General features: G+C 40.4%; 15 protein-coding genes. 8 read left to right on the top strand and 7 right to left on the bottom strand.

Annotated elements, in window-relative coordinates; genetic code table 11:
- Nucleotides 1-4: 4 nt before the first annotated feature.
- From FZF08_RS08545 to FZF08_RS08535, 3 genes are read left to right on the top strand one after another with little or no spacing between them, the layout of a single operon-like run.
- Nucleotides 5-1,009, top strand: coding sequence for a FecR family protein (locus FZF08_RS08545; protein WP_159468217.1), 1,005 nt, complete (start codon nt 5-7; stop codon nt 1,007-1,009).
- A gap of 22 nt (nt 1,010-1,031) precedes the next feature.
- Entirely contained in the window at nt 1,032-4,505 is a 3,474-nt protein-coding gene (locus tag FZF08_RS08540; RefSeq protein WP_159468216.1) for a SusC/RagA family TonB-linked outer membrane protein, read from the top strand.
- 28 nt (nt 4,506-4,533) lie between these two features.
- Nucleotides 4,534-6,036: a RagB/SusD family nutrient uptake outer membrane protein gene (locus tag FZF08_RS08535; protein WP_159468215.1), complete on the top strand. Its 1,503-nt coding sequence runs from the start codon at nt 4,534-4,536 to the stop codon at nt 6,034-6,036.
- 94 nt (nt 6,037-6,130) lie between these two features.
- Here the strand turns inward: FZF08_RS08535 and FZF08_RS08530 are convergent, their stop codons facing one another.
- The 6 genes from FZF08_RS08530 to FZF08_RS08505 all read right to left on the bottom strand — a co-directional run bounded on the left by FZF08_RS08530 (nt 6,131) and on the right by FZF08_RS08505 (nt 20,259).
- A complete protein-coding gene (locus FZF08_RS08530; protein WP_159468214.1) occupies nt 6,131-7,174 on the bottom strand; it encodes a T9SS type A sorting domain-containing protein in 1,044 nt (347 codons plus the stop codon).
- A 54-nt stretch (nt 7,175-7,228) separates the two neighbouring features.
- Nucleotides 7,229-15,082 (bottom strand): right-handed parallel beta-helix repeat-containing protein, encoded by a 7,854-nt coding sequence (locus FZF08_RS08525; protein ID WP_159468213.1) that lies wholly within the window; start codon nt 15,080-15,082, stop codon nt 7,229-7,231.
- A 57-nt stretch (nt 15,083-15,139) separates the two neighbouring features.
- Nucleotides 15,140-15,352, bottom strand: coding sequence for a hypothetical protein (locus FZF08_RS08520; RefSeq protein ID WP_159468212.1), 213 nt, complete (start codon nt 15,350-15,352; stop codon nt 15,140-15,142).
- A 615-nt stretch (nt 15,353-15,967) separates the two neighbouring features.
- Nucleotides 15,968-17,296, bottom strand: coding sequence for a xylose isomerase (xylA, locus tag FZF08_RS08515; RefSeq protein ID WP_159468211.1), 1,329 nt, complete (start codon nt 17,294-17,296; stop codon nt 15,968-15,970).
- 243 nt (nt 17,297-17,539) lie between these two features.
- The gene (locus FZF08_RS08510; RefSeq protein ID WP_159468210.1) at nt 17,540-19,657 is read right to left on the bottom strand and encodes a SurA N-terminal domain-containing protein; all 2,118 of its coding nucleotides are present in this window, start codon (nt 19,655-19,657) and stop codon (nt 17,540-17,542) included.
- 122 nt (nt 19,658-19,779) lie between these two features.
- Complete coding sequence (locus FZF08_RS08505; protein ID WP_159468209.1) at nt 19,780-20,259, bottom strand: hypothetical protein; 480 nt, start codon at nt 20,257-20,259, stop codon at nt 19,780-19,782.
- 166 nt (nt 20,260-20,425) lie between these two features.
- On the opposite strand from FZF08_RS08505, the gene FZF08_RS08500 reads away from it, so the two are divergent.
- On the top strand, nt 20,426-20,728 hold the full coding sequence (locus FZF08_RS08500) for an SCP2 sterol-binding domain-containing protein (RefSeq protein ID WP_159468208.1): 303 nt from the start codon (nt 20,426-20,428) through the stop codon (nt 20,726-20,728).
- Nucleotides 20,729-20,777: 49 nt separating this feature from the next.
- Here FZF08_RS08500 and FZF08_RS08495 read toward each other — a convergent pair whose 3' ends face one another.
- Nucleotides 20,778-21,497 (bottom strand): pyridoxine 5'-phosphate synthase, encoded by a 720-nt coding sequence (locus FZF08_RS08495; RefSeq protein WP_159468207.1) that lies wholly within the window; start codon nt 21,495-21,497, stop codon nt 20,778-20,780.
- Between the two features lie 255 nt (nt 21,498-21,752).
- Here FZF08_RS08495 and FZF08_RS08490 point away from each other — a divergent pair, with 255 nt between their 5' ends.
- The 4 genes from FZF08_RS08490 (at nt 21,753) to FZF08_RS08475 (ending at nt 25,682) form a co-directional block, all read left to right on the top strand.
- On the top strand, nt 21,753-22,202 hold the full coding sequence (locus FZF08_RS08490) for a GatB/YqeY domain-containing protein (protein WP_159468206.1): 450 nt from the start codon (nt 21,753-21,755) through the stop codon (nt 22,200-22,202).
- Nucleotides 22,199-22,813, top strand: coding sequence for a CvpA family protein (locus FZF08_RS08485; protein ID WP_159468205.1), 615 nt, complete (start codon nt 22,199-22,201; stop codon nt 22,811-22,813). Before FZF08_RS08490 ends, FZF08_RS08485 begins: the two co-directional genes overlap by 4 nt.
- A 143-nt stretch (nt 22,814-22,956) precedes the next feature.
- Nucleotides 22,957-24,006: a 23S rRNA (adenine(2503)-C(2))-methyltransferase RlmN gene (rlmN, locus tag FZF08_RS08480; protein ID WP_159468204.1), complete on the top strand. Its 1,050-nt coding sequence runs from the start codon at nt 22,957-22,959 to the stop codon at nt 24,004-24,006.
- A gap of 254 nt (nt 24,007-24,260) precedes the next feature.
- A complete protein-coding gene (locus FZF08_RS08475) occupies nt 24,261-25,682 on the top strand; it encodes an inorganic phosphate transporter (protein WP_159468203.1) in 1,422 nt (473 codons plus the stop codon).
- The last annotated feature ends 114 nt before the right edge of the window (nt 25,683-25,796 follow it).

Here is a 25,796-nt window from a genome sequence, read left to right as displayed (position 1 = left end):
CAACATGGAAGAATCTTTGAAATATATTCTTTTTGAGTATTTGTCCGGCAGGGCAAATCCGCTTGAAAGACAACTTGCGGAAGATTGGTTGAAAAATACTGAAAATACAGAAATGTTCCACCAATGTCTTTTGGAATTGGAAATACGTTCTCCTCAATTTACACCGGATCATGAAAACGCAATGAACCGCCTTTTCGAAAGGATAAATCAGGATAATCTGAACACAGAAAAAGAATCAAAGGAAAATACTTCGTTTGTTAAGTCTTTAAATGCAATACAAATCCGAAAGTATTGGCTGATAGCTGCCTCGGTTTTGATACTGGTTTACTGGGGCTGGTTTTCGAGTAATATGATTTTGTATAAAACATTTGAAACAGCCTACGGACAAACGACTAAAATCTATCTGGAAGACGGAAGCAGGGTAGCACTTAATGCAAATTCTCGTTTAAAAGTCCCACGATTTGGATTTTATGGCGCTGTCCGAAATGTTATTCTGGATGGCGAGGCTGAGTTTTCTGTCAGTCATACCATTGATCATAAGCGTTTCGTGGTGAAAACGTCAGATACTTTTCAGGTGGAAGTTTTAGGTACTCAATTTTCTGTATTTGCTCGTCCACGTGGCACCAAAGTGGCGCTGAGCCATGGAAAGATCAGGATTGATTATGATCGTGGAAACGAAAAAAAGCAGTTGTTAATGAAACCCGGAGATCTGGTAACGCTTGAAAAAACAGGTGAACTCAAATTGACAAACGACATAGATGCCAAAAGTTACAGTGCCTGGAAAGAACAGCGATTTATATTTAATGCTACTTCAGTCATAGAAATCAGTGCAATGATCCAAGAGAATTTTGGTAAAAAAATTATTATAGCAAACGACAAAATAGCACGGCGCACCATTACTGGAAACTTCAAAACAGAGGACGCAGACGAATTGTTAAAAACCATCTCGGAAGTGCTTGACCTTAAAATTGAAACTGCCGGTAATGCCATTGTAATAACGGATAACTAACTATTTCTAACTCCCTTTCAATATGCAATTAACACTATCAAGCAAGCACTGGGTGGGGATTGGGCTTGCTTTTGCGACGCAATTTTCGCAGACAGCCCAAAGCCAGACCATTGCATTTGCCTCCATGCCGCCACGTCAGATAATGACCGTAAGGCAGGAAATGAAATTAAAAAATGCACTTCTGGATCTTCAGAGGCATTACGGTGTCGAAATTGTTTTCGAAGATCGTTTGGTGGGGCAACTTAATATTGTCTCAGGTTTGGTGGATCTTACCAAACCACTGGAAAAAAATCTTGACCTGATCCTTTCACAGAACGGGCTGAAATACAAAAAGACGCGCAAGAATACCTATGTAATTATTGAAGGTAAAGAACCTGTAAAAACCAGTTTATTTGCACCTGGCGAAAAGAAAGAATCGGCGATGCTTTTGGAAGGAAATACGGTTAGTCTTATCAATGCGCTGAATAGTCGGCCGATGGTCACAACGGCGGTAGACAAAACGATAACCGGTAAAGTTACTGACGAAAAAAACGCTGGTTTACCAGGCGTAAGTGTCATTGTAAAAGGTACTCAGCGTGGTACTTCAACGAATGGGGAAGGAGAATTTCAACTTGATGTGCCGGATGACAATGCTGTGCTGGTTTTTAGTTTTGTAGGTTATAAATCCAAGGAACTGACCGTTGGTACGCAATCGAAAATTTCGTTGAATTTGGCTCCTGACGAAAATGCACTGGATGAGGTTGTGGTAGTCGGCTATGGTGCAGTAAAGAAATCTGATTTGACAGGTGCAGTAGGTACTGTAAAAGCAGAGGCTTTGCAGGAACGTCCGGCATCTTCTCTTAACCAGGGACTTTCCGGTCGGGTAACCGGGGTTAATGTTTCCTCAAATTCCGGGAGGCCGGGTGGTCGCGCTAATATTCGTATTCGTGGTGCAAGCTCGTTGAGTGTATCTAATAACCCATTGTATGTAATTGATGGTGTGATTCTTAACGCTGTGGATTTGCAAAATGGCAGCACGCCGATTGATTACATTAACCCGAATGATATTGCATCGATCGAAGTTTTAAAAGATGCGTCCTCCACAGCTATTTATGGAGCTCGTGGTGCTAACGGAGTTATTTTGGTTACAACAAAACGTGGTACTTCCGGAGGCGGGAAAATAACCTACGATGCCGATTTTAGTGTTGGTATTGCACCAAAAAAATTGGCAGTACTTAATTCAAAAGAATTTCTGGCAGTAGAAGATCTTGCTTATGCAAATGCCGCTAAATATGATCCGGTCGGATGGGCAACGGGGACAAAATATACAGATCCAAAAACCAAAAGAACCAACCCGAAATTGTTTGACTCCCAGGGAAATCCGCTTTATGATACGGATTGGCAAAAGGAATCATTTCAAAAAGCCTTCGCCCAAAACCATCAGCTGGGCATTACCAACGGGAATGAAAAAGGTAGTTATGGGGCCTTTCTGAACTATCGCAATCAGGATGGAATTGCGCGTGGTTCGTGGCAGAAAAGATTTTCGGGCCGTTTTGTATTTGATACACAAATAAAAAGCTGGCTGAAAGTTGGAGGTACCCTTGGCTACACTGATCAGAACGAAAAACAGGTGGACCAGCTTGATGGGGGCGGTATTACGATGATGCGTCAGGTTTTGGAAGAGTTGCCGATTATTCCGGTTAAATATGCCGACGGAACCTGGGCGAGCAACCGGGATTATCCGGGCATGGAAGGTGGTGATAATCCATTACGTGTATCGTCAGACCGGTTGTATTACTTACGGACGCAAACAATGCTTGCAAATATGTATGCAACCATCCATTTGGCACCTGGTCTTGAATTAAAGTCAACAATTGGAACGAACGTCATCAACCAAAGAAATGATTATTTTGCTGCCAAAGGAATGCAGTATATTTCTGATAATGGGGAAGCCTGGATAAGAAATAACCGGTATAATTCCTGGCAGTTTGAAAATTACCTGACTTACAATAAAGAATTTGCCAAAATTCACTCCTTTAATGCCATGGCTGGATTATCCTGGCAACATGTAGATCGTTTCGAAGATCGTGCCATTACGCAGGGGTTTAGCGATACTTACTTTCAATTTAATAATCTTGGTGGTGGATCAAGTCCTCAGGCACCACTTTCCAACGCACAGGCTTATGGATTAAATTCTTACTTCGCTCGTGTGAATTATGGTTTGTTAAATAAATATCTGTTAACGTTTACCGGTCGTTTGGATGGCTCTTCCAAATTTGGTACGGCAAATCGTTATGCATTTTTCCCATCGGCAGCTGTTGCATGGCGTGTGACAGAGGAAAATTTTATGAAGAATATTCCTTCCATTTCAAATCTGAAAATTCGTTCCAGTTTTGGTGCAACCGGGAATTCAGAAATTCCGGCTTATCGGGCACTTGCTGGTATGACCAATTATGATGTGATTTTCGACGGAACACGTAACATTGGTATCGGGATTAATCGTATGTCGAATTCAAATTTACAATGGGAAAAAACACGTCAGTTTGATGCAGGACTGGAATTGGGATTATTCTCAAACCGATTGAATTTCGAACTTGATGTGTACCACAGAAAAGTAAATGATATGTTACTGGATGCTCCATTGCCATTGAGCAGCGGTTATGCAAGCATCTTTTCTAACATTGGCAGTATGGAAAATAAAGGGATTGAATTTGCTGTAAATTCTACAATTATTAAAGTGGGTGATTTCGCATGGAATACTACTTTCAATATATCGATCAATAAAAACAAAGTTTTAGCATTGTCTGGCGGAAGCGATATTTACTCAGGTAATGGGGTGATTCGCGTTGGTGCTCCGGTTGGATCTTTTTTTGGCAGAGTAAATGAAGGAACCTGGGGAAGCAACGAAGCTGATCTGGCAAAAAAATACAATATGCTGCCGGGGGATATCAAATACAAAGATCTTAACAACGACGGCACGATTAATGACAATGACAGAACGATCATAGGAAAGGGAATTCCTGATGGGTTTGGCACATTCCTGAACACGTTTCAATACAAAGGATTTTCTTTAACCGTTGATTTACAATATATGTATGGTAATGACGTGCTGGACAGAAGTATTCACTCCGCAGAAGACAGACAAGGTATTGCCAATAGTTACAAAACGGTACTGAATGCGTGGACGGAAACGAATCAAAATACGTCTATCGCGCAAATCAGACCGATTAGCGCTTATTATACTACCAATAATGATAGTCACAAAGTAACAGATGGATCGTTTATTCGCGGACGTAATTTATTACTGGCTTACACATTCCCGTCGGCTGTTACTTCCAAATTGAAACTGGATCGTCTGAGAATTTATGGCTCTGTGCAGAACTTTTTCGTAGTCACAAAATACAAAGGTTATGATCCGGAAGTTTCTAATTCGAGTGCCCCTTTCGATCAGGGGCTGACGCTATATGATTATCCTAAACCACGGATATTTATGCTTGGCCTTAACATTGGATTATAGTTTAATGTAGACTTTTAAAGAAAAGATAATGAAGATAGTATCAAAATATAGATTGCTGGCATTGATAGCCGGCACGTTATCGCTGGCAGGTTGTTCCGGTTTTTTGGATGAATCCGATCCCAGCAATTTTACGGTAGAAAATTATTTTACCAAGCCAGAACATGCAAGAAGTTCTGTCAATGCCATTTATCTCTCCATGCGCGATCCTATTATGAACAGCGGTTTCGGTGGAGCGGATTGGACTATGACTGAATTTGCGACCGGATTGGCTTCTACGGATTTGGGCCAGGCTGTAAACAGTTATTTTGTTAAAGATCTGAGAAATACGTCAGACAACGGTTACGGGAGAGATTATTGGGCAGCCTACTACAAAGGTATTGCAAATGCCAACCTCTCGATCAATAAAATACCTACGATTTCAATGGATGAGACCGAGGCTAAAAAACTATTGGGAGAAGCGCATTTTCTCAGGGCATGGTACTATTTCAACCTCGTACAAATCTTTGGAAATATTCCGCTGATCACAGAGCCTGTTTCACTTGAATCAACACAGTTGAGACCAACGCAAGCAAGCCCGGAAGATATTTATAAACTTATTGTAGAAGATCTGACCACGGCTGAGGCAGCCGGATTATCATGGACAGATGCATCGGGCAAGGTAAGTTTGGGAGCCGTAAAATCGCTGATGGCAAAAGTTTATCTGACAATGGCCGGTTATCCTTTGCAAAAAGGCAGCGCATATTATGCTTTGGCTGCGAAAAAAGCGGAGGAAGTTATTGACTCACAAAAATTTAAATTGTTCACAACGTATGATGATCTTCACAACCCGACGAAGAAAAATGTGGATGAGAATATTTTTATGATCCAGTTCCGGACACAAATTCTTCCGGGGACATGGCAAGGCTATATCATTCCTTACAACAAGAATATCTCGGCTTATTCAGATGAAACAGGAGGGATTTATGCCAATGTGGATTTCATAAAATCTTACGATCCGGCTGATTTGCGTATCAAGGAAAAACAGTTCTTTTTTACAAAATTTACCAATCAATCGGATAGGAATCTGGAGGTGAATCTGGGTGGTTATTTTATTTACAAACATTTTGATGTAGCGGCACAAACTACTACCGCGAATAGCGATTTGAACTGGCCTGTTATCCGTTATGCCGATGTTTTGTTAATGTATGCCGAAGCTTCAAACGAAGCAGGGACACCAACGACCAAAGCTTATGATGCGCTTAACGCAACAAGATTAAGAGCGCAATTACCAGCACTTTCCGGGCTTTCAAAAGACCAGTTCAGAACCGAGGTTTTGAAAGAGCGCTGGTATGAATTGTGTTACGAAAATGTCACCTGGTTTGATATGGTTCGTCTGCGTAAAGGATTTAATACTGCTACCAAACAATTTGATGAATACGTAGGTTATAAATTTTCTTACGGACCTGTGGTTACTGCAAGAGAGCTTTTATTCCCGATCCCAACGGTTGAGATCAGAAATAATACAAATCTTAAACAGAATACGGGGTATTAAGTCTTTACTATTTAAATTTAATTGAATATCTGAACAATATAAAAACAAGAAAGGCGGCCACATCAGCCGCCTTTCTTGTTTTTAATCAGGGTTTTTATTTGAAGATTGAGATTTTGGATGTGTTGATTTCACCGTTCAAACTAACAACTTCAACCACATACAATCCTGTACTTACTTTTTTGATATCAATTGTTTTGGTTAGTCCATTGCCAGCGGCGGTGTAAACTGCTCTTCCATTCAGATCATAAATCTTTATACTTTTGATTTTCCTTAAATCTGAAACATTTAGTTTCAGATAATCCGAAGCAGGATTGGGGTAAATCATAGACTTGTCAAGCGTGCCGTCAAAGGTTATACTTTGTATTCTGCTGTATGCAAAAGTACCGTCTCTATCGATCATTTTTAACCGGTAAAAATTTTCTCCTTTGGAAGGATCAGTATCGACATAAGAATATTTTTCCAAAATAGAACTTTCACCTTTTGAATTTACAGAAGAAAGCAGATTCCAGTTTTTTGCATTCAAACTGTGTTCTATATCAAAGCGGTCGCTATTTGCCTCGGATGTTGTGGACCAGGATAAGAGCGAGGTTTGATCTTCTCTTGATACAGAAAATGCATTCAAAGTAACGGGTAAAGCAGCGCTAACGTTCAAAGGCGACCCGGTGGAATTTCCTGATGAATTTTCAGGTGTAAAAGGATCCAGCCATTGTAAAGTAGTTCCGGTTGGCTGATCAATTGAAGAGCCAACTATTTTGATAGGCAGCACAAGAGTTCGTATAGCAGTTGGCCCTGTTCCTGACCAGTCACTTGTAATTGAAATTACTACAAACGAAGCATTAGTCGCTCCCGTTGTTACTGTGAATTCGGCAGGCAGACTAGCGCCGCCAGCATACACGGCACCTGGTGGAAAAGCCACATTAATTGTGAATTGTCCATTTGTGAATGTGTGAGTGGATTTTGCAACCTTAATGCTATAAGTTCCAGTCACACTTCCAGTAGGACTATACGAAGGATACGGGTCAAGATTGTAATTCCCTGATTGGAGAACTATATTAACGTCTTGCGCCATAATTATACTACTACTCAGCATAATGCCGATTATTGCGATAAGAGGTAATGTGAATAATTTAATTTTCATTGTCTTTTTATTTAGATGTTTGAGAACTAACCTCGATTATAATCGGTGTAATTACTACAAGCCGGATACTGTAACTTCAACAGCTGTTGTATTATTCAGACCGTTATTTTCACTTCCTGAATTTTCACCAAGTTCAAACTGAAAAGCATATTTGCCTTTTGAAACCGAACTTATCGCAGTAATTACCAGATTAACTGATTTGAAATTGGAGGCTCCATACGCAATTGTTGTGTTTGTAGAACTTACCGTATAAAAATTTCCGCCGGCATCGTAAACAATATTCCAGTCTGGACTTGACTGTAATGCCAGATTAAAATTATTGTTCGGAGGATAAATGTAAACTGTTATCAATCCTGATGCAGAAGTACTTGCACCGCCGACATTATATAATCTCAATGTAGCATTTTTTGTTAAAGCCGAAGGTTTGATAAAACCAATGTCGGACATAACAATCAAAGGAGTCAAGTCAGGTCCTGGTTCAACTGAACTTAAAGTCCAGGAAGAAAACTGGGCGACGCCAAATGTTTCAGTCGTGTAAATGTCAGCAACGGCAGTTGACGACCGTAAAGCAGATTTTTTCTCCCATTGTGAAATTCCAATATTATATCGGTAAGCGTAAATGCCCGTAGGAACTTGTGCATTCAGGTTTGCAGGATTATTCAAGTACCTGAACTGAACGTCGCCGCGGCTTGCAGATGTGTTGGATGGGGTTATCTCCCAAACTGTTCTGATGGAAGCGTTTCCGGGGAATGCCGGTGTTATTGCACCCGAAGCTGTTGTAGTTCTGACAATTATCAAAGTTCCCAAATCAGGACCAGATGCCATTTTTACACCAAGCATATCAATGGCGCCGCCGCCAATACTTCTGCTGGCCATCAGGGCTTTTCCTAAAATGTAGCTTGCTGCTTTTTCAGGATGATCTCCGGTCATGATATCCGAAGCAGTATTTCCAAATTCGATACTGCCATCACCTGAGTTAAGAATTCCACTGCTAAACCAAATACCACCATTGACAAGAACCGGGTTTTTAACAACCTTGTTTGGAGCTGTAAAGTCAGCGGCAATTTCCATTATTGCACCTTGCGGAACATTAACTACACGCAAGTCATGACCGGCTAAATTGACAATCAATCCTGAGGTAATTATAAGGTTTGGTGTAGTTGCGGTACCGGTATTGCTGAATGTTACAGCGTCCTGCGTAGACAAGGTTACCTGCGTTCCACCTGCTTTAATTCTCGCTTTCGATCCATCTTTCAGATAAAAAGGATATTGCAAAGTATTACCGGCTGTAATTGTGTTGTTACTAACCATATTGATAGAACTCAAAGCATGTGAACCGGAAGTGTAATCTTCCGCCACAAAAGCTTTTTGAGCGTTTCCATCACTCAGCGTAACGTTTTTAACATCAATCTCTGAATCAATGGCGTCATTATAACGGGAATTATTTGATTGAAGAACGGCTGTAACGTTGTTGTCAAAAGAAACTCCATCGATGGTAACGTGATTGCTCGAACTGTTATTCCATGAAGAAATACCGGTCACCGCATTTTTAATTGTACCGCCTTTTACCAATACTTTCACAGCGTTGCCAATAGAAAATACTTCCATACCGGTAAAATCCTCATCCGGAAGTGCATCGCCGGTACTGATCGTTCTGGTTGTCTGATCTTTTTCAATATTATTATTTTCAAACAAAAGATCAGAAGTATTTTGGTAGTGCAGGTTCAGGAATGAGCCAATGTTGTAGGCTTTTATCGTATTGCCTTTAATTTCCCAGGTACCCGTTTGTATGGCATTTGAGAAGTTATTGGTCTGAATTCCCCGCTCTACTCTGCTGAAAGTATTGTCGATTACCGAGGCATAAAAGTTATTTGCAAGTAAAATCCCCCGTCCGTAAAAACCGTCTGCATGATATCTTGGAATATTATCGAACCAGTTGTTGTTGATTAAGTTACCTTTTGTAGAACCACTTTCTGTACTAAGGTCAATACCATGCTGGCTCAGGTTTTTGATAATATTGTTCCTGATGGTAAGTCCTGTGAAATTACCGGAAGCTAATACTCCGAAAGCTGCATTCGTTTGCGATCCGTTAATTACAACAACAGAAGGGAAAGCCGTATTGGAACCATCGATCGAAAGCCCTTCCAATGTCACGTCATTTGCTGTAACTTTAACAAGAGCACCATCTGTTACATTATCTATTCCAGGAACAATTGCGGTTTCAGTGACGCGTGAACCGTTGCCAGCCGTAGTATAATTGGGTCCTCTTAACGTAATTGATTTGCTAACAACCACATTTTCAGGAAACGAACCAGCGTCGGGAACGATGACATGCGTATTGACCGTAGCCATAAAGTCGATTGCCTGTTGAATTGTGCAGAATCTGGTTGTCAGATTTGTGTTGGTAACTCGTACAACCGGCAACGTGAATGTTGAAACAGTTCCTGATGTGACCAGTCTTGGTGCTCCGGAAGAGGTTATTGTATTTGTGCCAAATTCAACGCAGACATCAGCAGAGTTGTCTCTTTCAAAATAGAAATCAGAACTGTTTGGTGCGCTGTTGTTAGTAGCAAAATCCGTATTTCCTTTCTGAACCTGAATTGAATATTTGGTATTTGTGATCGTATTACCACTTACCAAATGCCCCGTTCCTCCCAAAACAATACCGAAAGCATCTCCGCTTGCATTTTGAAAATCTGTAATTGTATTTGTTAAAACCTGAACTCCCTGGGGCTGGTCATTGATAACGGCATGTCCGTCTTTTCTTCTCATAACTGCTATTGCAGCCAGATCTCTTGCAGAGCCGAGGTGGGAAGCCAGCGAAATGTTATTACCGGAAACTTTAATGCTGCCATTACCGGAAGCAGAACCTGTTCCAATAGGATTTTTTATTTCAATACCAAACCGAGCCGTTTTTGATACGACAACGGTATTGCCAGTTATAATAACCGGCGGACTGCTTAGCGAATTGTTACCCAGCGAAACACCGATTTGAGAATCGAAATTATTTCTGGCGCTGTTATTATTGATCGTTATTCCGTTGATAGGTATCAGGCCGGAAATATCAATTCCTACAAGTCCATTATTATCGGCATTGTTGTTTTCAATAATTAAATTATTGATTGATCCTCCCTGAGATTCAAACATAATACCGCGTTTGTACCCCGAGGCGGACTGAACTCCAAGTTTATAGCCGTTAGCATTAAGGTTACTATTTTTGATCGTTAAATCTGTTACAGTGCGTTTGCCAAAGAATCCATTTGAAAAGTTTTCATTCAGATTCATCGCATCTATGGTCACGTTGGTGATATCAGTACCTGTTTCAATACCATTGTCAAAGTTTTTTACCGTCATCAGATTAAGAATGATTCCGTCTGCCTGAAGTGAAAAACCAACACCGCCGGTTGAAGCATAATTGGCTGTGCCCTTGTCGACAATTACGTTGGTACTGTCTACACCATAAATTTTTACAGATTTATTAACAATCACATTTTCAGGGTAAATTCCAGTTCCTACCCGGATGATGTCAGATGTATTTGCTGCATTTACCGCCTCCTGAATTGTTAAATAATCATGTGCCTGCGTTTCGTTATAAACTGGCAGTACACAATTATTGGATCCGTCAAGCTGAAAACCTGCTGAACCACTTGCATCATTACCATTGGCTAATTTTGGCAAATAGGTTACACTGCCGCCATTGGTCGCACTGATCACGTTGACAGTTAACGGATTGTCATACCAGTTACAAGTTGCAAGTGTAGCCCCTGTACCTGTGTTACCTATTGCAAACCCGGCATTCGGAATATTTGTAAAACTGTTATTTATAATTTCAGCAGGTGAACCACTGTTTGGACTCGCCGGATCTTTTCTTACCGTTACTCCAAATTTTACCCTGTCTATTTTGTTATTTTTTATAATGACAGGAAAGGCCGTGCTCGCATATAAATTGGCGTTATACTGAGAAAAAGGATCGCCGATCCATTCGATTCCACGGTTGAAACCTGATATCTCATTGTTTTGATAAACAACTTTCTTTGAACTTTCTGAAAACGAAGTGATTCGGAATGCAAGCTGATTATTGTTTTCAGCCAGGTTTCCTGCATCATCGTTGACAAATTTATTTCCGCTGATATCAATGCTTGAAGTCTGATTATTTGAATTTTCCCAGATCCCGATGATTCTTGCCGGAGCTGCATTAGGAGTTCCGGTCACATGAATGGTGTTATCCTGGATTTTCAATCCATCATAAATATCGCCGCCGCTTGTAGCAGATTGCAAAGCAACAGAATTTGAATAGGAGGTTGCACCGTCACTTACGCCAGTTCCATCCATCACAATTTTGTTCCCTTTTATTTCCTGATTTTTACCAAAATTTAAATGGATGCCAATGTTTTGTAAATTATTGGCTTCGCTGGTTTGATTTAAATCTTTTGGAATTAAAATTTCATTGTTTAGCACTTTGAAATCAGTCATGGCAGTAGTGGAGCCGTTATTATTATCGGCAGCTATCGAGGCATCAAAATTGTTGATGGTCAGGTTGGAGAGCGTCCATGCTTTGAAAGTGCTTGCGGGCGTATTTCCATTGAAGAAGATAAAAGATTCCAGAGAAACATTACCAAGATCTCCTGGGCCTTGTATCGTTGCTGAGCCAAGTGAAGCAGCGGTGATTACTACATTTTCAGTAGGGGAAGGAGCCAGAATTGTGTAATCGTCACCACTTCCTATCGCAAATGCAGAAGTTGAGCCCTGAGTTATACCGTCATTACCTTTTGCCCATTCGTCTTTCGCAATGCCATTGGTATAATCAAATGTTCCCGAAAGTGTAAGTGTTTGGTTACTGGTGACACAGCCAATCGCATTACTCAAAATTCTGTAATGGTTTTCAGCGACTGATACATTACTGCCAGGAGATACATTTAAGGTTGTCGGCAACTGAAAACCGAGTTGGGCATTATCAGCGTCGGTTCCGTAAATAAGCCAGTTTTTATAAGAAACCTTATTATTCCCATCCAGGATTTGGGTTCCGCCTCCACCTGGATTTGTAGTTATAAGCGAAGGTCCTGTCACATTACCGAACCAGTTACATAAAGCGCTTAAATTGGATGCGGAGGATCCGTAACTATTGCTGATCCGGATCGCCTTATCACTCATGGATTCGAATGAATTGTAACGGATCGACAATAAATTAGAGGCCGGAAAAGATGTTCCCGATCCTGACGTACGGATACCGGTCTCACTGTTCATGAACTTGTTATTATTGATTGAAATAGGACCGGATGGAGCAAGATTTTCGTAAATCGCAATTCCGGCGCCCATACCGCTTCCGTTGGGAAGTATCTCCCGGTTGGCTTCTTTGAATTCGTTGTTTTCGATTTTAACATTTCCCGCATTATCTGCAAGCAATATTCCAATGTCAATTTTTGTGAATTCGTTATGGTTAACGTTCACGTTATTTGCGTTGGTTGTAATGTTCAGCCAGACTGGCAAACTGGTTGTGCCTGGATTACTGACCATACTGGCTCTTGCAGCTTCGGAGGTTAATCTGTTATTTGTTGCCGTAAAAGTGGAACCTGCAAAAAATATGTGTGATGAACTTCCACCCGTATTAACACCGGCAATGGCTTGCAGGCTATTACATTCCAAAACCAAAGTATTGGAACTGAAATAAATATTATTCTGACTTGCGACAAAATCCAGTTCCAGAACAGAATTTTTAATGGTAAGATTTTGATTTGGCTGCGCGATGTTCGCCACGCCATTACCATCAATCTTCACGCCATTAATGATGATCGAAACTGATCCGCTTAATCCCAACAAGGCTGATCCACTTGCAGGGGCAATCAGAATTGTTTCTGCCGTCCGGGTTGCAGTACCGCAAACATCTTTATTAGTACCTTCAAAAGTCAGGGATTTGTTAATTGTCAGTACCTCATTGAATGTTCCTGCATCAATTTTTATAACATCGTTTGCAAGTGTTCCCGGGTCATTGATTGCTTCCTGAATCGTTCCAAAATCTTTTGGATGTGTCACGTTATGAATCAGATAGATACAGGTATTAGGTGCTGGTACAAAACCCACATCTGATCCATTACTATCAGTTCCGGCATTTGTAAATGGAATGTAACTTACCGGGCCGGAAATTTTTGCGGTAACATCTGTTGGTACACTGCTTCCATACCAGTTACAACTTGCGTTGACAATGGCAACATCCAGATTATCAATTGATTTTACGCTTGCAAGACTGTTTTCATGTGCCTGCGTTCCAACATTGGCTCCGGCTCCGTCATTCTGAATTTTTATAGCTGTTGCGTTTCCATCCAAAAGGTTGTTTATCAGAGTGATGTTAGTATTTCCTCCTGCAACTTTTATAGCTGTTGTCCCGGACTGAATAATTGTATTATAGCTGATCGTGCCATTCGTTACACCCGCCAAATACACCATCGAATTGTCGTTGTTGTTGTCGTGTATATAATTTTTCGTGAAAACGAGATTCTGGTGAGCGTTAGTTATTAGCGATGCAAAAATGGCGGCCGAGTTAATCGTATGACCTTTAAATTCATTGCCTTCTATGGTCAATGTATTCGTAGCCTCAACATAAATACCTGCTCCTCCTGCTGCACCCGTGCGATTATTGGCATAGAACAAATTGTTTTTGACGAACGAAGCTCCGTTGGAAGATGGATATGCTCCTATCAGGTTATCGGTAATAATGTTGTTTTGCAAAGTCAGGCCACTCGTTGTCGGACTACTGTAAACACCAGAATTATAGATTCCTGCCGCACCACGAATTGTGAATCCATCAATCGTTACATTATTTGCAAGTACTATAAAGCCGCTTCTTGAACCATTGTTACCATCAATTATGGATTCAGTAGCACGTGTACCGTTTCCAGCAACGCCAACATTTGCGCCATTTATTATCAGCGGCTTATTAATTGTAACTTCTTCATTGAAAATGGCGGCAGAAACATTGATCACATTACCCGGATCGGCGGCATTCACAGCCGCTTGTATGCTGCAATAATTTATACCTTTTGATGTATTTACTACAAGTCCATCACCTGCCTGAGCTGCAAAGTCATCCCAATAAATATCATAATCAATACCGGAATTTGATGCGTCGTTCGCGGTTCCCCGGGCATAATTATATCCTTGTAAAATACCGGCATTAATTCCTGTTGTTGCGTAAGAGGCATATGCCGTTGTTTGGGCCGTTTTATCTCCAACTTTATATTCGAATTCGCCGGATGGGAGCAATTTTATTTCCAGAGTTACCCAGCTATTGTAAGTAAAACCGGTTGGCAAACCTAAATTCAGCCAAGAAGCATTATTTTCATTGTAGCCTCTGAACTGTGGCCCACCTTCTGATGTAAATTCAATAATGGGAAATCCAACCGGTGTATTGGATGCGTCCACAGCCGTTCCCCACAATCCAGCCCATCTTTTTCCGCCGCCAGTCGCCCAGTCAGCTGGTATATACAACTTAACCTTCATTGTTTTAGCTATGAAGGGGAAATCGTATTTTCTGCCTTGAGTATTGTAAAAAGCCGTTTGGAAATTGGCTGGCCTATTTACTGCGGCATCAGCAACACGGATTGAATGTTTTAAAATTCCGCCTCCCAAATCTGGCGATGGAGAGCTAAATCCGTTTGGGGCGTATCGATCTACATACCAGGAGTTGGCTGCCTGAGTTTCCGAAGTGACAATCACTGTTGAGAAATCCTGAGAAATGGAGCACTGGGAGAGCGTTTTGTTAAAAACGGAAGAAAATATTAAAATGAAGAAAATGAGGTAAATTTTTTGAATTAACTGAAAAGGTGGATTTGAATTTTCTCTAAACCTGAATTGGTTGCCAGAGAGCGGTGAGGCTGTTTTTAGAAGAAAAACATTAATAAAATTTGATTTCATAAACTTTTGATTTAGAAATGATTAAAGGATTACTCATCTGTTAGGTTCGAAGTGTCTTCAACCGAGGGTCCGGATGGATCCCAGTCTAAAAGCAAATTCAGGTTTCGCCTTTTCAGAAGTTGAAATTGATTGGATAATGATTTTGGCAATAGTATGCGCACTATTGAAAATCCGGATTCTGTGATTCAGAACGTGTGAAACAGGTACATCAAGCATGTGTAATTCTGAATCCTTGGGCTGTAAACGTTTGGAGAAAGTAGCTGACATCATAAATTAAGTTGGGTTGAAACTGATAATTTATTCAGTGATGTGCGCGATTGGCACATAATCTTCCCATAAAGCAAAATGTCGCTAATTGTCTATTAGACTGACTATTGCTTCATTAAAGCCGGAAGACGATAAAACCCGTTGAGTAGTGATATAAGAGAGAACCTATTAGTAAAAACCAACAGAAATTGATTCCTGTAACGTGAGTAGATGACCAGTTTGATGCAAATTCAAAGTGATCTGATGGATATGAAGAAGACGTTGAGACATGGATCGCTCTGACTTAAAATAATCTTGCGGTCCTGAATTTTACTTATTGAAATTATTGTGGGGAAGTTTGAAAGGAAGAAAAGATTATTCCATAGGCGTTGATAAAAAAAGTTCTATTGATAAGGTGAGAAAAATTTTGATTATGTAACCTGCTGCAATTAAGTACTTGTTTTTATTTCTGTAAGTTTATTAGTATAAAAAATTAGAATAAACTTATTTAACGGTAGAATAGAAAAAATTCTATGTTCATTTAGTGAGTTTTTACTATTTTAAGCTGGTCAAAGAAAAAGCGAAAGGCCGTCGATTAAATCAACGGCCTTTCGCTTTTTCAGTAATTGTACTTATGATCTAGATAAAACGGTTGATCAGATTTTCAAGATATTCCTGTCTTCCTGACAAAGTCGCTGGTTCGCCTTTGCCGGCTGCCAGGTCGAAAAGATCAGCAAGTCCAAGTTTGCCTGTTTCAAATTCAGCTCCTTTTCCAGAGTCAAAACTTGCATAACGGTCCGTGCGGATTTTGTCATATTCTCCGTTTTGTCTGATTTTATCAGCAATTACCAACGCACGTGCAACAACATCGATACCACCGATATGTGCGTGGAAAACGTCAGCCACGTCAGTAGAATTACGACGGCGTTTTGCATCAAAATTGATACCACCACCTTTCAGTCCTCCGGCTTGTAAAATCACAAGCAAAGCTTTTGTCCACTCAGCGATGTCATTCGGGAATTGATCGGTATCCCATCCGTTTTGGTAATCTCCACGGTTTGCATCGATCGAGCCTAAAATTCCTGCATCTGCAGCAACCTGCAATTCATGTTCGAATGTGTGACCAGCCAAAGTAGCATGGTTCACTTCCAGGTTCAATGCAAAATCTCCCAAAAGATCATGCTGACGTAGGAAGCCTAATACCGTTGCTGCATCATAATCATACTGGTGTTTTGTAGGCTCACAAGGTTTTGGTTCGATGAAGAATTTACCTTTGAAACCATTAGAACGAGCATAAGCCACCGACATTTTCAACATTTGAGCGAAGTGTTCCTGCTCACGTTTCATGTCCGTATTCAAAAGTGTCATATATCCTTCGCGGCCTCCCCAGAATACATAATTTTCACCGCCCAGTGCGATTGTAGCATCAAGAGCTGTTTTGATTTGTGCACCTGCGTGAGCAACCACATCAAAATCAGGGTTGGTAGACGCACCATTCATATAACGGTGATGACTGAACAAATTGGCAGTTCCCCAAAGCAATTTAACGCCTGAATCTTTTTGCTTTTGCGCAAGATATTGTGTTAAAGTCTGAAGACGTTTTTCATTGTCACGAACGTCGTTGGTATAATCTACAACGTCTACATCATGGAAACAGTAATACGGCAATCCAAGTTTGGTAATTAATTCAAATGCCGCATCTGCTTTGTCCTTTGCACGGTCTACCGCGTCTGCTTTTTTATCCCATGGGTAAAATAATGTCTGCCCTCCGAAAGGATCGCCGCCGTTTCCACAGAAAGTATGCCAGTAAGCCACTGCAAAACGAAGATGGTCTTTCATGCTTTTGCCACCTACAATGCGATTTTCGTCATACCAGCGATAGGCTAACGGATTATCTGAATCCGGTCCTTCATAGGCAATTTTTCCAATTCCTTTAAAATACTCCTGATCTCCGAGTAATATGCTCATTGTGGTTTTTGTTAATGGTTTTTTAGATACTAAGGTTTAGGTAATGGTGTAAAAAACGATAAAAAAGTAAAGCTTTCAGAACTTGTTTAATACTATCCGCTACCCGTTTTTTTATTAAGTGTAGTATTGACAATTTTTACTGCAATACTATCACTTATTTTTGAAAAAATGGAATGTTAAATGAAAAAAGGGCAGCGAAATATTTTCGCTGCCCTTTTTTCATATTTAAAACTGCTTTTTATATCAAAAGAATTTTGCGCGACGGTCTACAATTTTGGCGTTTTCACGAATTGCTTCGTTTACCAGATACGAAGAACGGCTTTCCAGTGACTGCGTAAGCTGTGTTTTGTTTTGTGTGAAATCTGCAATTTTAGGAGCATCTGTTTTGTTGATTAACTCCATGATGAACACACCGTTTTCACCAGTGAATACACCTGTTTTCTGACCTGGTTTCAAACTAAATACTTTTCCTAATGCGATCGGATCAAAACCTGCGCTGGTTAAGAAACCTGTTGCCAATGAAATATCATTTGCTGTTTCAATAAGAGCACCAGCTCCGTATTTCTTAGCAACCGATTCAAGATCGCCCGTTGCACCTTTAAGTTTCGCAGTGATTTGTTCTGCTTTCAATTCATTCCGAACTTTCGTTGTCAGCTCATCACGGAAATCATCAACTTTAACATTGTCCTGATCAGATTTTCCAGTCAAAACCGCTACGATATATTGTTCTTCTGTTTCAAAAACCTGTGAAACAGCATCAATTTTGGTATCATCTTTAAATGCCCAGCGAACAACTTCACGGCCATTTTGAATTGCATTGATATTAGTAGCACTTTCAGGAATACGATTTGCCGTGGCCACTACAAGTGCTTTATTCTTTTTAATTGCTTCGTTGAATTGTGCTTTTGTTTTTACGGAGTTAGCAAATTCATCTGCTTTGCGGTATGCTTCGTCACGTGTTGCCTGGCTTGGGGCAATTGTTTTTCCGATTGCAGCAATACGGTATAGCGTATTATTTTTCGTTGCAGTGACTTTAATGATATGGAAACCGAACTGGCTTTCAATCAATTTTGGAATAAGGCCTGTTGAGCTTGCAGAGAAAACTGCTTCTTCGAATGGCTTCACCATTGCACCATTGTTCTGGAAATAGCCAAGATCGCCACCCCGTTGTGCTGAACCCGGATCTGCACTTGATGTTGCAGCCAAAGCTTCAAAGTTGGCACCTGCACGAATCTGAGCTAAAATGCCTTCTGCACGAACACGTGCGGCTGCTTTCGCCGAATCTGACTGATTCTCTGCTCTGATCAAAATATGGCTTGCTTTCGCAGATGAAACTGTATCGGTGCGTGTTCCATCATATTTGTAGATGAAATATGTATTTCCTTCACGGTATGGTCCGTAAACGCCACCTACAACAAAAGATTTTGAAGCTTCTTTCAACTGATCAGACATTGTGGCTAACGACATGTTCATTGGCAAAGCAACATCAGAATTCATTTTTGCATAAGACGAATCGTTTGGTGCAGTAGCAAGACCGCGTGCCAATTCCTTAATTTCATTATAAAGCGCAGTACTATCGTCTTTCGCAGGCTGAACCGGGAAACTTACATATTCAATTGAACGTGTATCGGTTCCTTTATATTCAGAGCGGTGAGCGCTCAGGTAGCTTTCAAGCTGAGAGTCCGTTACTTTGATCGTGGTATCTACAATAGAGAAGTAAGGAACATATAAATAACGTGTTGTTGCTTTTGTATTTTGAGCCACATATTCTTTTTCAGCTTGCGCCTTTGGAATGTATGTAGACAATTTCAAAAGGTTTTCGTATTTGCTGCGAATGCGCTCTTCACGAAGACTTGTTTCAAAATTAGTCCAGGATTTTTGCTGCTCAACAGGTAATGTCTTTAAGTTTTTCAGGTAATTAACTACTGCATTTTTGTCAAAACGACCTGAGGTAGGATCAGAAAAAGCCTGAAGAATGGAAGGGCTGATGTGATTTCCCTGAACCATGTCAACTAATTCGTCATCCGAAACAGACAATCCTAATTTGTCAAATTGTTTTTTGTAGGCAATGTCAACCACAAATTGATTCCATGCCTGATCGCGCAAGGAAGCGAGTTCATTTTCATTCAAAGCACGGCCCGATTGAGCCTCATAATTCTGACGAAATCCATCTACCCGACTCTGAAAGTCCTTGATATTGATTTCCTTACCAGCGATCTCGCCGACAGTTTGGTTGTTGTTTCCTCCTAGCATGGAATTGGGGCCCATAAGGTCACCACCAACCATAAATAAGATCAAACTGATTGCAATTACTGTGACAGCAATTCCGGATTTCTCTCTGATTTTGTTAATTAAAGCCATTTCTATTTTCAAATTAGACCCGCAAAATAAAATCTTTTCTGCGTGGAATCCAAGGGGGATTTATAATTGATAACTGATAATTACAAACATAACACTAAAATTTGTGACTATTCTGAACTTTTTTAGTGAAGGTGTTTCAGATTAAATGCATAAATGATACACATGATCGAACTTAGAAGTACTCCGGCAATCGCTGTGAAAACGCCAAGCCAGCCTCCAACAACGAGAAGTGAGCCAAAAAATGCTACTGCTATGCCGGTCAGATATAAATAGAATCCGCGTTTCTTTAGATTCCACATCAGGTATGCACCATATAACGAAAGCGATTCAAAAATAATCATCACGATGGCTCCTTTCTGCATCACTTCCCTGGTAGTACTATTAATTACAGACTGAATAATCGGGTCCATAATTTTAGCATCCGCTTCGGAAGACTGTTTTTCAATTTTCTCGCGGGCGGCTTCCAGCATTTCATGCATTTGATAAGCAGCGACTCCGGGATTCCATAAACGTTCGGACTGAACCCATAAACCTGACATCGAATTAAGAAAAGTAAATATGCAAAGCACAGTAAGCACTGTGGGGCGGACGATTGGATTCATTGATAGTAATAAAAAGTTCGTAATGACGATTGTCAAAAACAGGGCGTAAAATTTGCCTATTTAGATGAAAACACCAAAAGCATTTGAATATTCTTCTTAGCGTACATACTTTTACGATTTTATTAGTATAAAAATAATTTTACATTCAAACAGAAAGCCAAATATTATGAGTCTTCAAATTCTGACTGACCGCGTTACCACCATGCTGGGTACAGATAGTGGACTGGGTTCAACAGTTAAATTCAAAACGGACGAGGGAAGTGTTTTTATAAACGCAAAGGTTGTGCCGAATACAGTTACCAATGATGATCTGGACGCTGACTGCACTTTGGAGATTTCTACAAAAAATGCATTGAAACTTATGGATGGAGATTTGAACGCCATGATGGCGCTTATGTCCGGCAAGTTGAAAATTGATGGTGATATGGCCGTGGCAATGAAAATTGCCGAGACTTTTGGCAGGAAATAATGAGAAAGCCATGAAGTCAGGTTAAAAAATCTGACTTCATGGCAAAAAATCATAGTTCCAATTCCCTTAAATACATCTGGATCGTATTTTCCAGTCCAAGATAAAGGGCATCAGCAATCAGTGCATGCCCAATGGAAACTTCGTCCATCCACGGAATACATTGTTTTAAAAAACGGAGATTATCCAAACTGAGATCGTGTCCGGCATTTAGGCCCAGACCAACTTCCTGTGCTTTTTCGGCTGCTTTTACGAAGGGAATAACCGCTTTTTGTCTGTTCTCAAAATAATAAGCAGCATAAGGTTCTGTATATAATTCAACGCGATCCGCTCCACAGATTTGTGCGCCTTCAACCATTACTGGATCCGGATCAACAAAAACAGAAACACGGATGTTGGCGGCTTTAAATTCCTGAATTAATTCTGTCAGTAAATATCGATTGGCGATCGTATCCCAGCCAGCATTTGATGTAATAGCCCCTAAAGCATCCGGAACAAGCGTAACCTGATCCGGTTTTGTTGCCAATACCAGATCAATGAATTTTCTTTCCGACGGATTGCCTTCAATGTTAAATTCCGTTGTAACTACTTCTTTCAGATCATAAACATCCTGGTAGCGGATATGGCGTTCATCCGGGCGGGGATGGACTGTAATTCCTTGTGCACCAAACCGCTCGCAATCCAGGGCAACTTTAAGAACATTCGGGTTATCGCCTCCGCGCGAATTCCGGAGTGTAGCTATTTTGTTAATATTTACGCTGAGACGAGTCATGGTGTGATTTTTAATGATAGAATATTTGAATTTTTAATGATAGAATGGTAGACCGGGTCGCCGGTGCGATGATAGAATTTTGAATGACAGCGAAATAGGATATTAAATAATGCATTTCTTATTTATTCTATCATCGCACCGGCGACCCGGTCACTCATTCAAAATTCTATTATTCGTGTAACTTTGTGCCTTTAATGACAAATTTAATATTTGATCATTCTAAATATACTCATTCATTCATTTTAATTATAAATAATGTCGCTAAAAACTCAGGTTGAATCAGGTATAAAAGATGCCATGAGGGCCAAAGATCAGGATGCATTGCGCGCATTGCGTGCTATCAAGTCAATGATTTTGCTGGAAGAAACCAAAGGTGGCGGAACCGGCGAACTGACTTCTGATGATGAATTGAAATTGCTTACAAAAGCAGCAAAACAACGCAGAGAATCCGCTGATATTTATAAAACGCAGAACCGGCCTGATCTTTTGGAAAAAGAAGAAGCGGAACTTGCGATTATTGAGCAGTTTTTGCCAAAACAATTATCAGAAGGAGAAGTTACTGAAAAAATTAAGGAAATCATCACCCGCGTTGGCGCAACAGGTCCTTCGGATATGGGCAAAGTTATGGGTGTGGCAACGAAAGAATTGGCCGGACAAGCGGATGGCCGTGTTGTTTCTACCTTAGTTAAGAGTTTGCTCGCATGAAGTTATTGGATATTCTTATCCTGATTCCATTACTTTGGGGTGCAATACATGGTTACCGGAAGGGGCTGCTGATCGAGATTATCGGGATTGCAGGACTTGTGGTAGCCATGATTCTCGGATTTAAATTTCTGGGACTGGGAATGGAAGTTCTCACGCCTTATTTTGGTGACGGCACTGCAAAGAGAATATTACCGTATATAGGTTTCTCAGCCGTATTTTTTCCAACCATTTTTTTATTAAATCAATTTGGCTACCGGATCCGCCGTTCTCTGAGATATTCTATTTTAGGGACTTTCGATAGTTTTGCCGGAGCCATGGTCGGTATTTTTACCTGGGTCTTTGGGATCAGTGTATTTTTCTGGCTCATTAATATGATTGGTGTAAAATTGCCGGAACACCGTACGGCTGATACATTTATTTATCCGCTGATCATTCCTGTTGCGCCAAATGTAATCACCAAAGCTATGACCCTGATGCCGGAAGGTAGTGAACTGATAAAAGACTGGAAATCGGAATATCTGGATAAGGCTAAAAAAGATGAGGGGAATGAAGATGAAACAGAGGATGGTGTAGAAGATCGGAAGAAGAAAACGGATATTGAAAACGAATGATTTTCAGGAAAACCTTGTTGAGCTTACTCACATATGAATATTATATCAATTGTTTAAAAATTCTTTTAGTAATTGATATTCAGTACCTTTGCAAAAATTTAGGTTGCTATCAACAAAACAGGTGACAAATAGTTATAGAAATAATGGTTGAAGTACAAGAAAAGCAGGATATCAGGAAGTTAAGTGTAGACCAGTTGAAAAACTGGATGGCCGAACATGGAGAAAAAGCTTTCCGTGCAAAACAAATATATGAGTGGATATGGAAAAAATCAGCATCGTCTTTTGCTGAAATGACCAACCTTTCATTAGCTACCCGACAATTGATTGATGAACATTTCGTAATCAATTCCATGACTGTTGCCAAGCAGCAGCAAAGCAATGACGGTACTGTAAAATCAGCTTTCAAACTATTTGACGGACATTTGGTGGAAGGTGTTTTAATTCCTGCCGCCGATCGTATGACGGCCTGTGTGAGCAGCCAGGTTGGATGTTCGCTTACATGCAAATTCTGCGCTACGGGTTATATGGAGCGTAAGAGAAATCTGGATGCGGCAGAAATCTATGATCAGGTTGTAGCGATTGCACGCCAGGCCGAAGCTAGTTTTAAAGCACCGCTTACTAATATCGTTTACATGGGAATGGGCGAACCTCTGCTTAATTATACAGCGGTTTTGAAATCCATTGAACACATTACTTCTCCCGAGGGATTAAATATGTCGCCGAAGCGTATCACCGTTTCTACGGCGGGTATTGCCAAAATGATCAAAAAACTGGGTGACGATGAAGTTCGTTTTCGTCTAGCTCTTTCACTTCACGCGGCCAACGACGAAAAACGTAACCGCATTATGCCGATCAACGAATCCAATTCTCTGGACAATCTGGCTGAAGCATTAAATTATTTCTACAAGAAAACGGGTAACCGTATCACATTTGAATATATTGTTTTCAATAATTTCAATGATACATTAGAGGATGCTAGAGAGCTGTGGGAATTTACCAAACGCGTTCCGGCAAGGGTTAATATCATTGAATATAATCCAATCGCAGAAGCAGATTTTAAAAATACTGAGGCAGATCGTCTGGATAAATTCGCTGCGTTCCTGGAAGACAGAGGTGTTTCCGTACATGTTCGCCGTAGCCGTGGAAAAGATATTGATGCAGCCTGTGGACAACTCGCCAATAAGGAAAATTAAAACTTTCTTTAATAAATAAACTGATTTTTATAGTCAGAAGGATACTTATGCCTTTTGGACGCGTAACTTCCAGTAATAAAAGTGCTTTGTTAATGATTATATGAATTTACTTAACAATTTCTTAACATTGCACTTGTAAAGAATCAGTAGTTTTGCCTCGAAATCATGTTCTTACCGAGTGATGGATAAGCCGAATTATTTATTCTGCCACTATCATTAAAGTGAGTTTTATACAGTAAACTTATACACTTCTTATGTTTGGTCTTGAAACCGACATTTTCCTCCTTCTCGCTTTCAGTCTCTTAGCGGCATGTGCCTTTGAATTTGTAAACGGTTTCCATGATACGGCCAATGCCGTAGCAACCGTGATTTACACAAACTCTCTGAAACCAAATATCGCTGTAATGTGGTCTGGTTTCTGTAACTTTTTAGGTGTTTTTTTTGGTGGAATAGCCGTTGCGATGGGAATTGTAAATCTTCTTCCCGTCGAATTATTAATTGATCAAAATGTTTATCACAGTGTCGCCATGGTGTTTTCGCTGCTTTTCAGCGCAATCATCTGGAATTTAGGTACATGGTGGTTTGGTCTGCCAAGTTCCAGTTCCCATACATTGATCGGTTCTATCCTTGGTGTTGGTCTGGCGTTTACTTTTATGCCTGAAAATACACACGGAGCAGGTGTAAACTGGGCAAAAGCACAGGAGCTTTTCACATCCTTATTAACTTCCCCGATTTTTGGTTTTGCGTTGGCGATCATAATCATGTTTATTCTCCGTCGTGCATTATCCAAACCACTTCGTGATGTAGTATTTAGTGAGCCTCAGAAAAATACAGCGCCTCCCATCTGGATACGTGCTATTTTGATTACAACTTGTACATTGGTTAGCTTTTTCCACGGATCGAACGATGGTCAGAAAGGTGTTGGACTCGTTATGTTGATCCTCATAGGAATCGTTCCGGCTCACTTTGCTCTTGATAATAGTATCAATCCAAGTGAAATGAAAACCGAACTTGTCAGAATAGATCAGACAATTAGCAGAATAGACACAGTTGGGTTATCCGCATCAGATCGGGAACATTGGCATACAATTAAAAAAGAGATTGCACTACTTACTATTCAGCTGAATAAGCCTTTGGTTGATAATAAATTGCCGAAAGAAGTGCGTATGAATGCACGGAAATCATTGCTTTTGATTAGCCGTAACACAAAAACAATTCTTGAAAACGGCGATGCAAATCTTAATTCCTCAGATACAGCCTTTTTGAAAGGACAGGCGGGTGGAGAAAAAGGAATTAGAAGATTTACTGACTACGCACCTGACTGGGTTATTTTGATGATTTCACTTTCCCTGGGCTTAGGTACCATGGTTGGTTGGAAGAGAATTGTAATTACCATTGGTGAAAAGATCGGTAAGCAGCATTTAACCTATGCCCAAGGTGCTTCGGCAGAATTGGTTGCGGCCAGTACAATCGGTGTTTCTTCTTATCTTGGATTACCAGTTAGTACTACACACGTACTATCTTCAGGTATTGCGGGGGCTATGGTGGCAAGTAAAGGCGTTAAAAATTTGCAGGCTGGTACTATCCGTAACATTGTAATTGCCTGGATTCTGACCTTACCCGTAACCATGATTTTATCGGGAAGTTTATATGCTTTCTTCCGCTGGATACTTTAATAGCTTTTGGCTGTTAGCGATTAGCGTTTAGTTTTGTTGGTTAGGATTTGAGTTAACTGGCTTATAAATATATTGAAACCGTCTTGTGTTTATTCACTGGACGGTTTCTTCGTT

The sequence above is a fragment of the Dyadobacter sp. 3J3 genome (genome assembly GCF_009801115.1).
In the GTDB taxonomy this organism is placed as follows: Bacteria; Bacteroidota; Bacteroidia; order Cytophagales; family Spirosomataceae; genus Dyadobacter.
The sequence above is the reverse complement of the archived record's forward strand: the minus strand, read 5'-3'. Positions and strand labels throughout refer to the sequence as shown.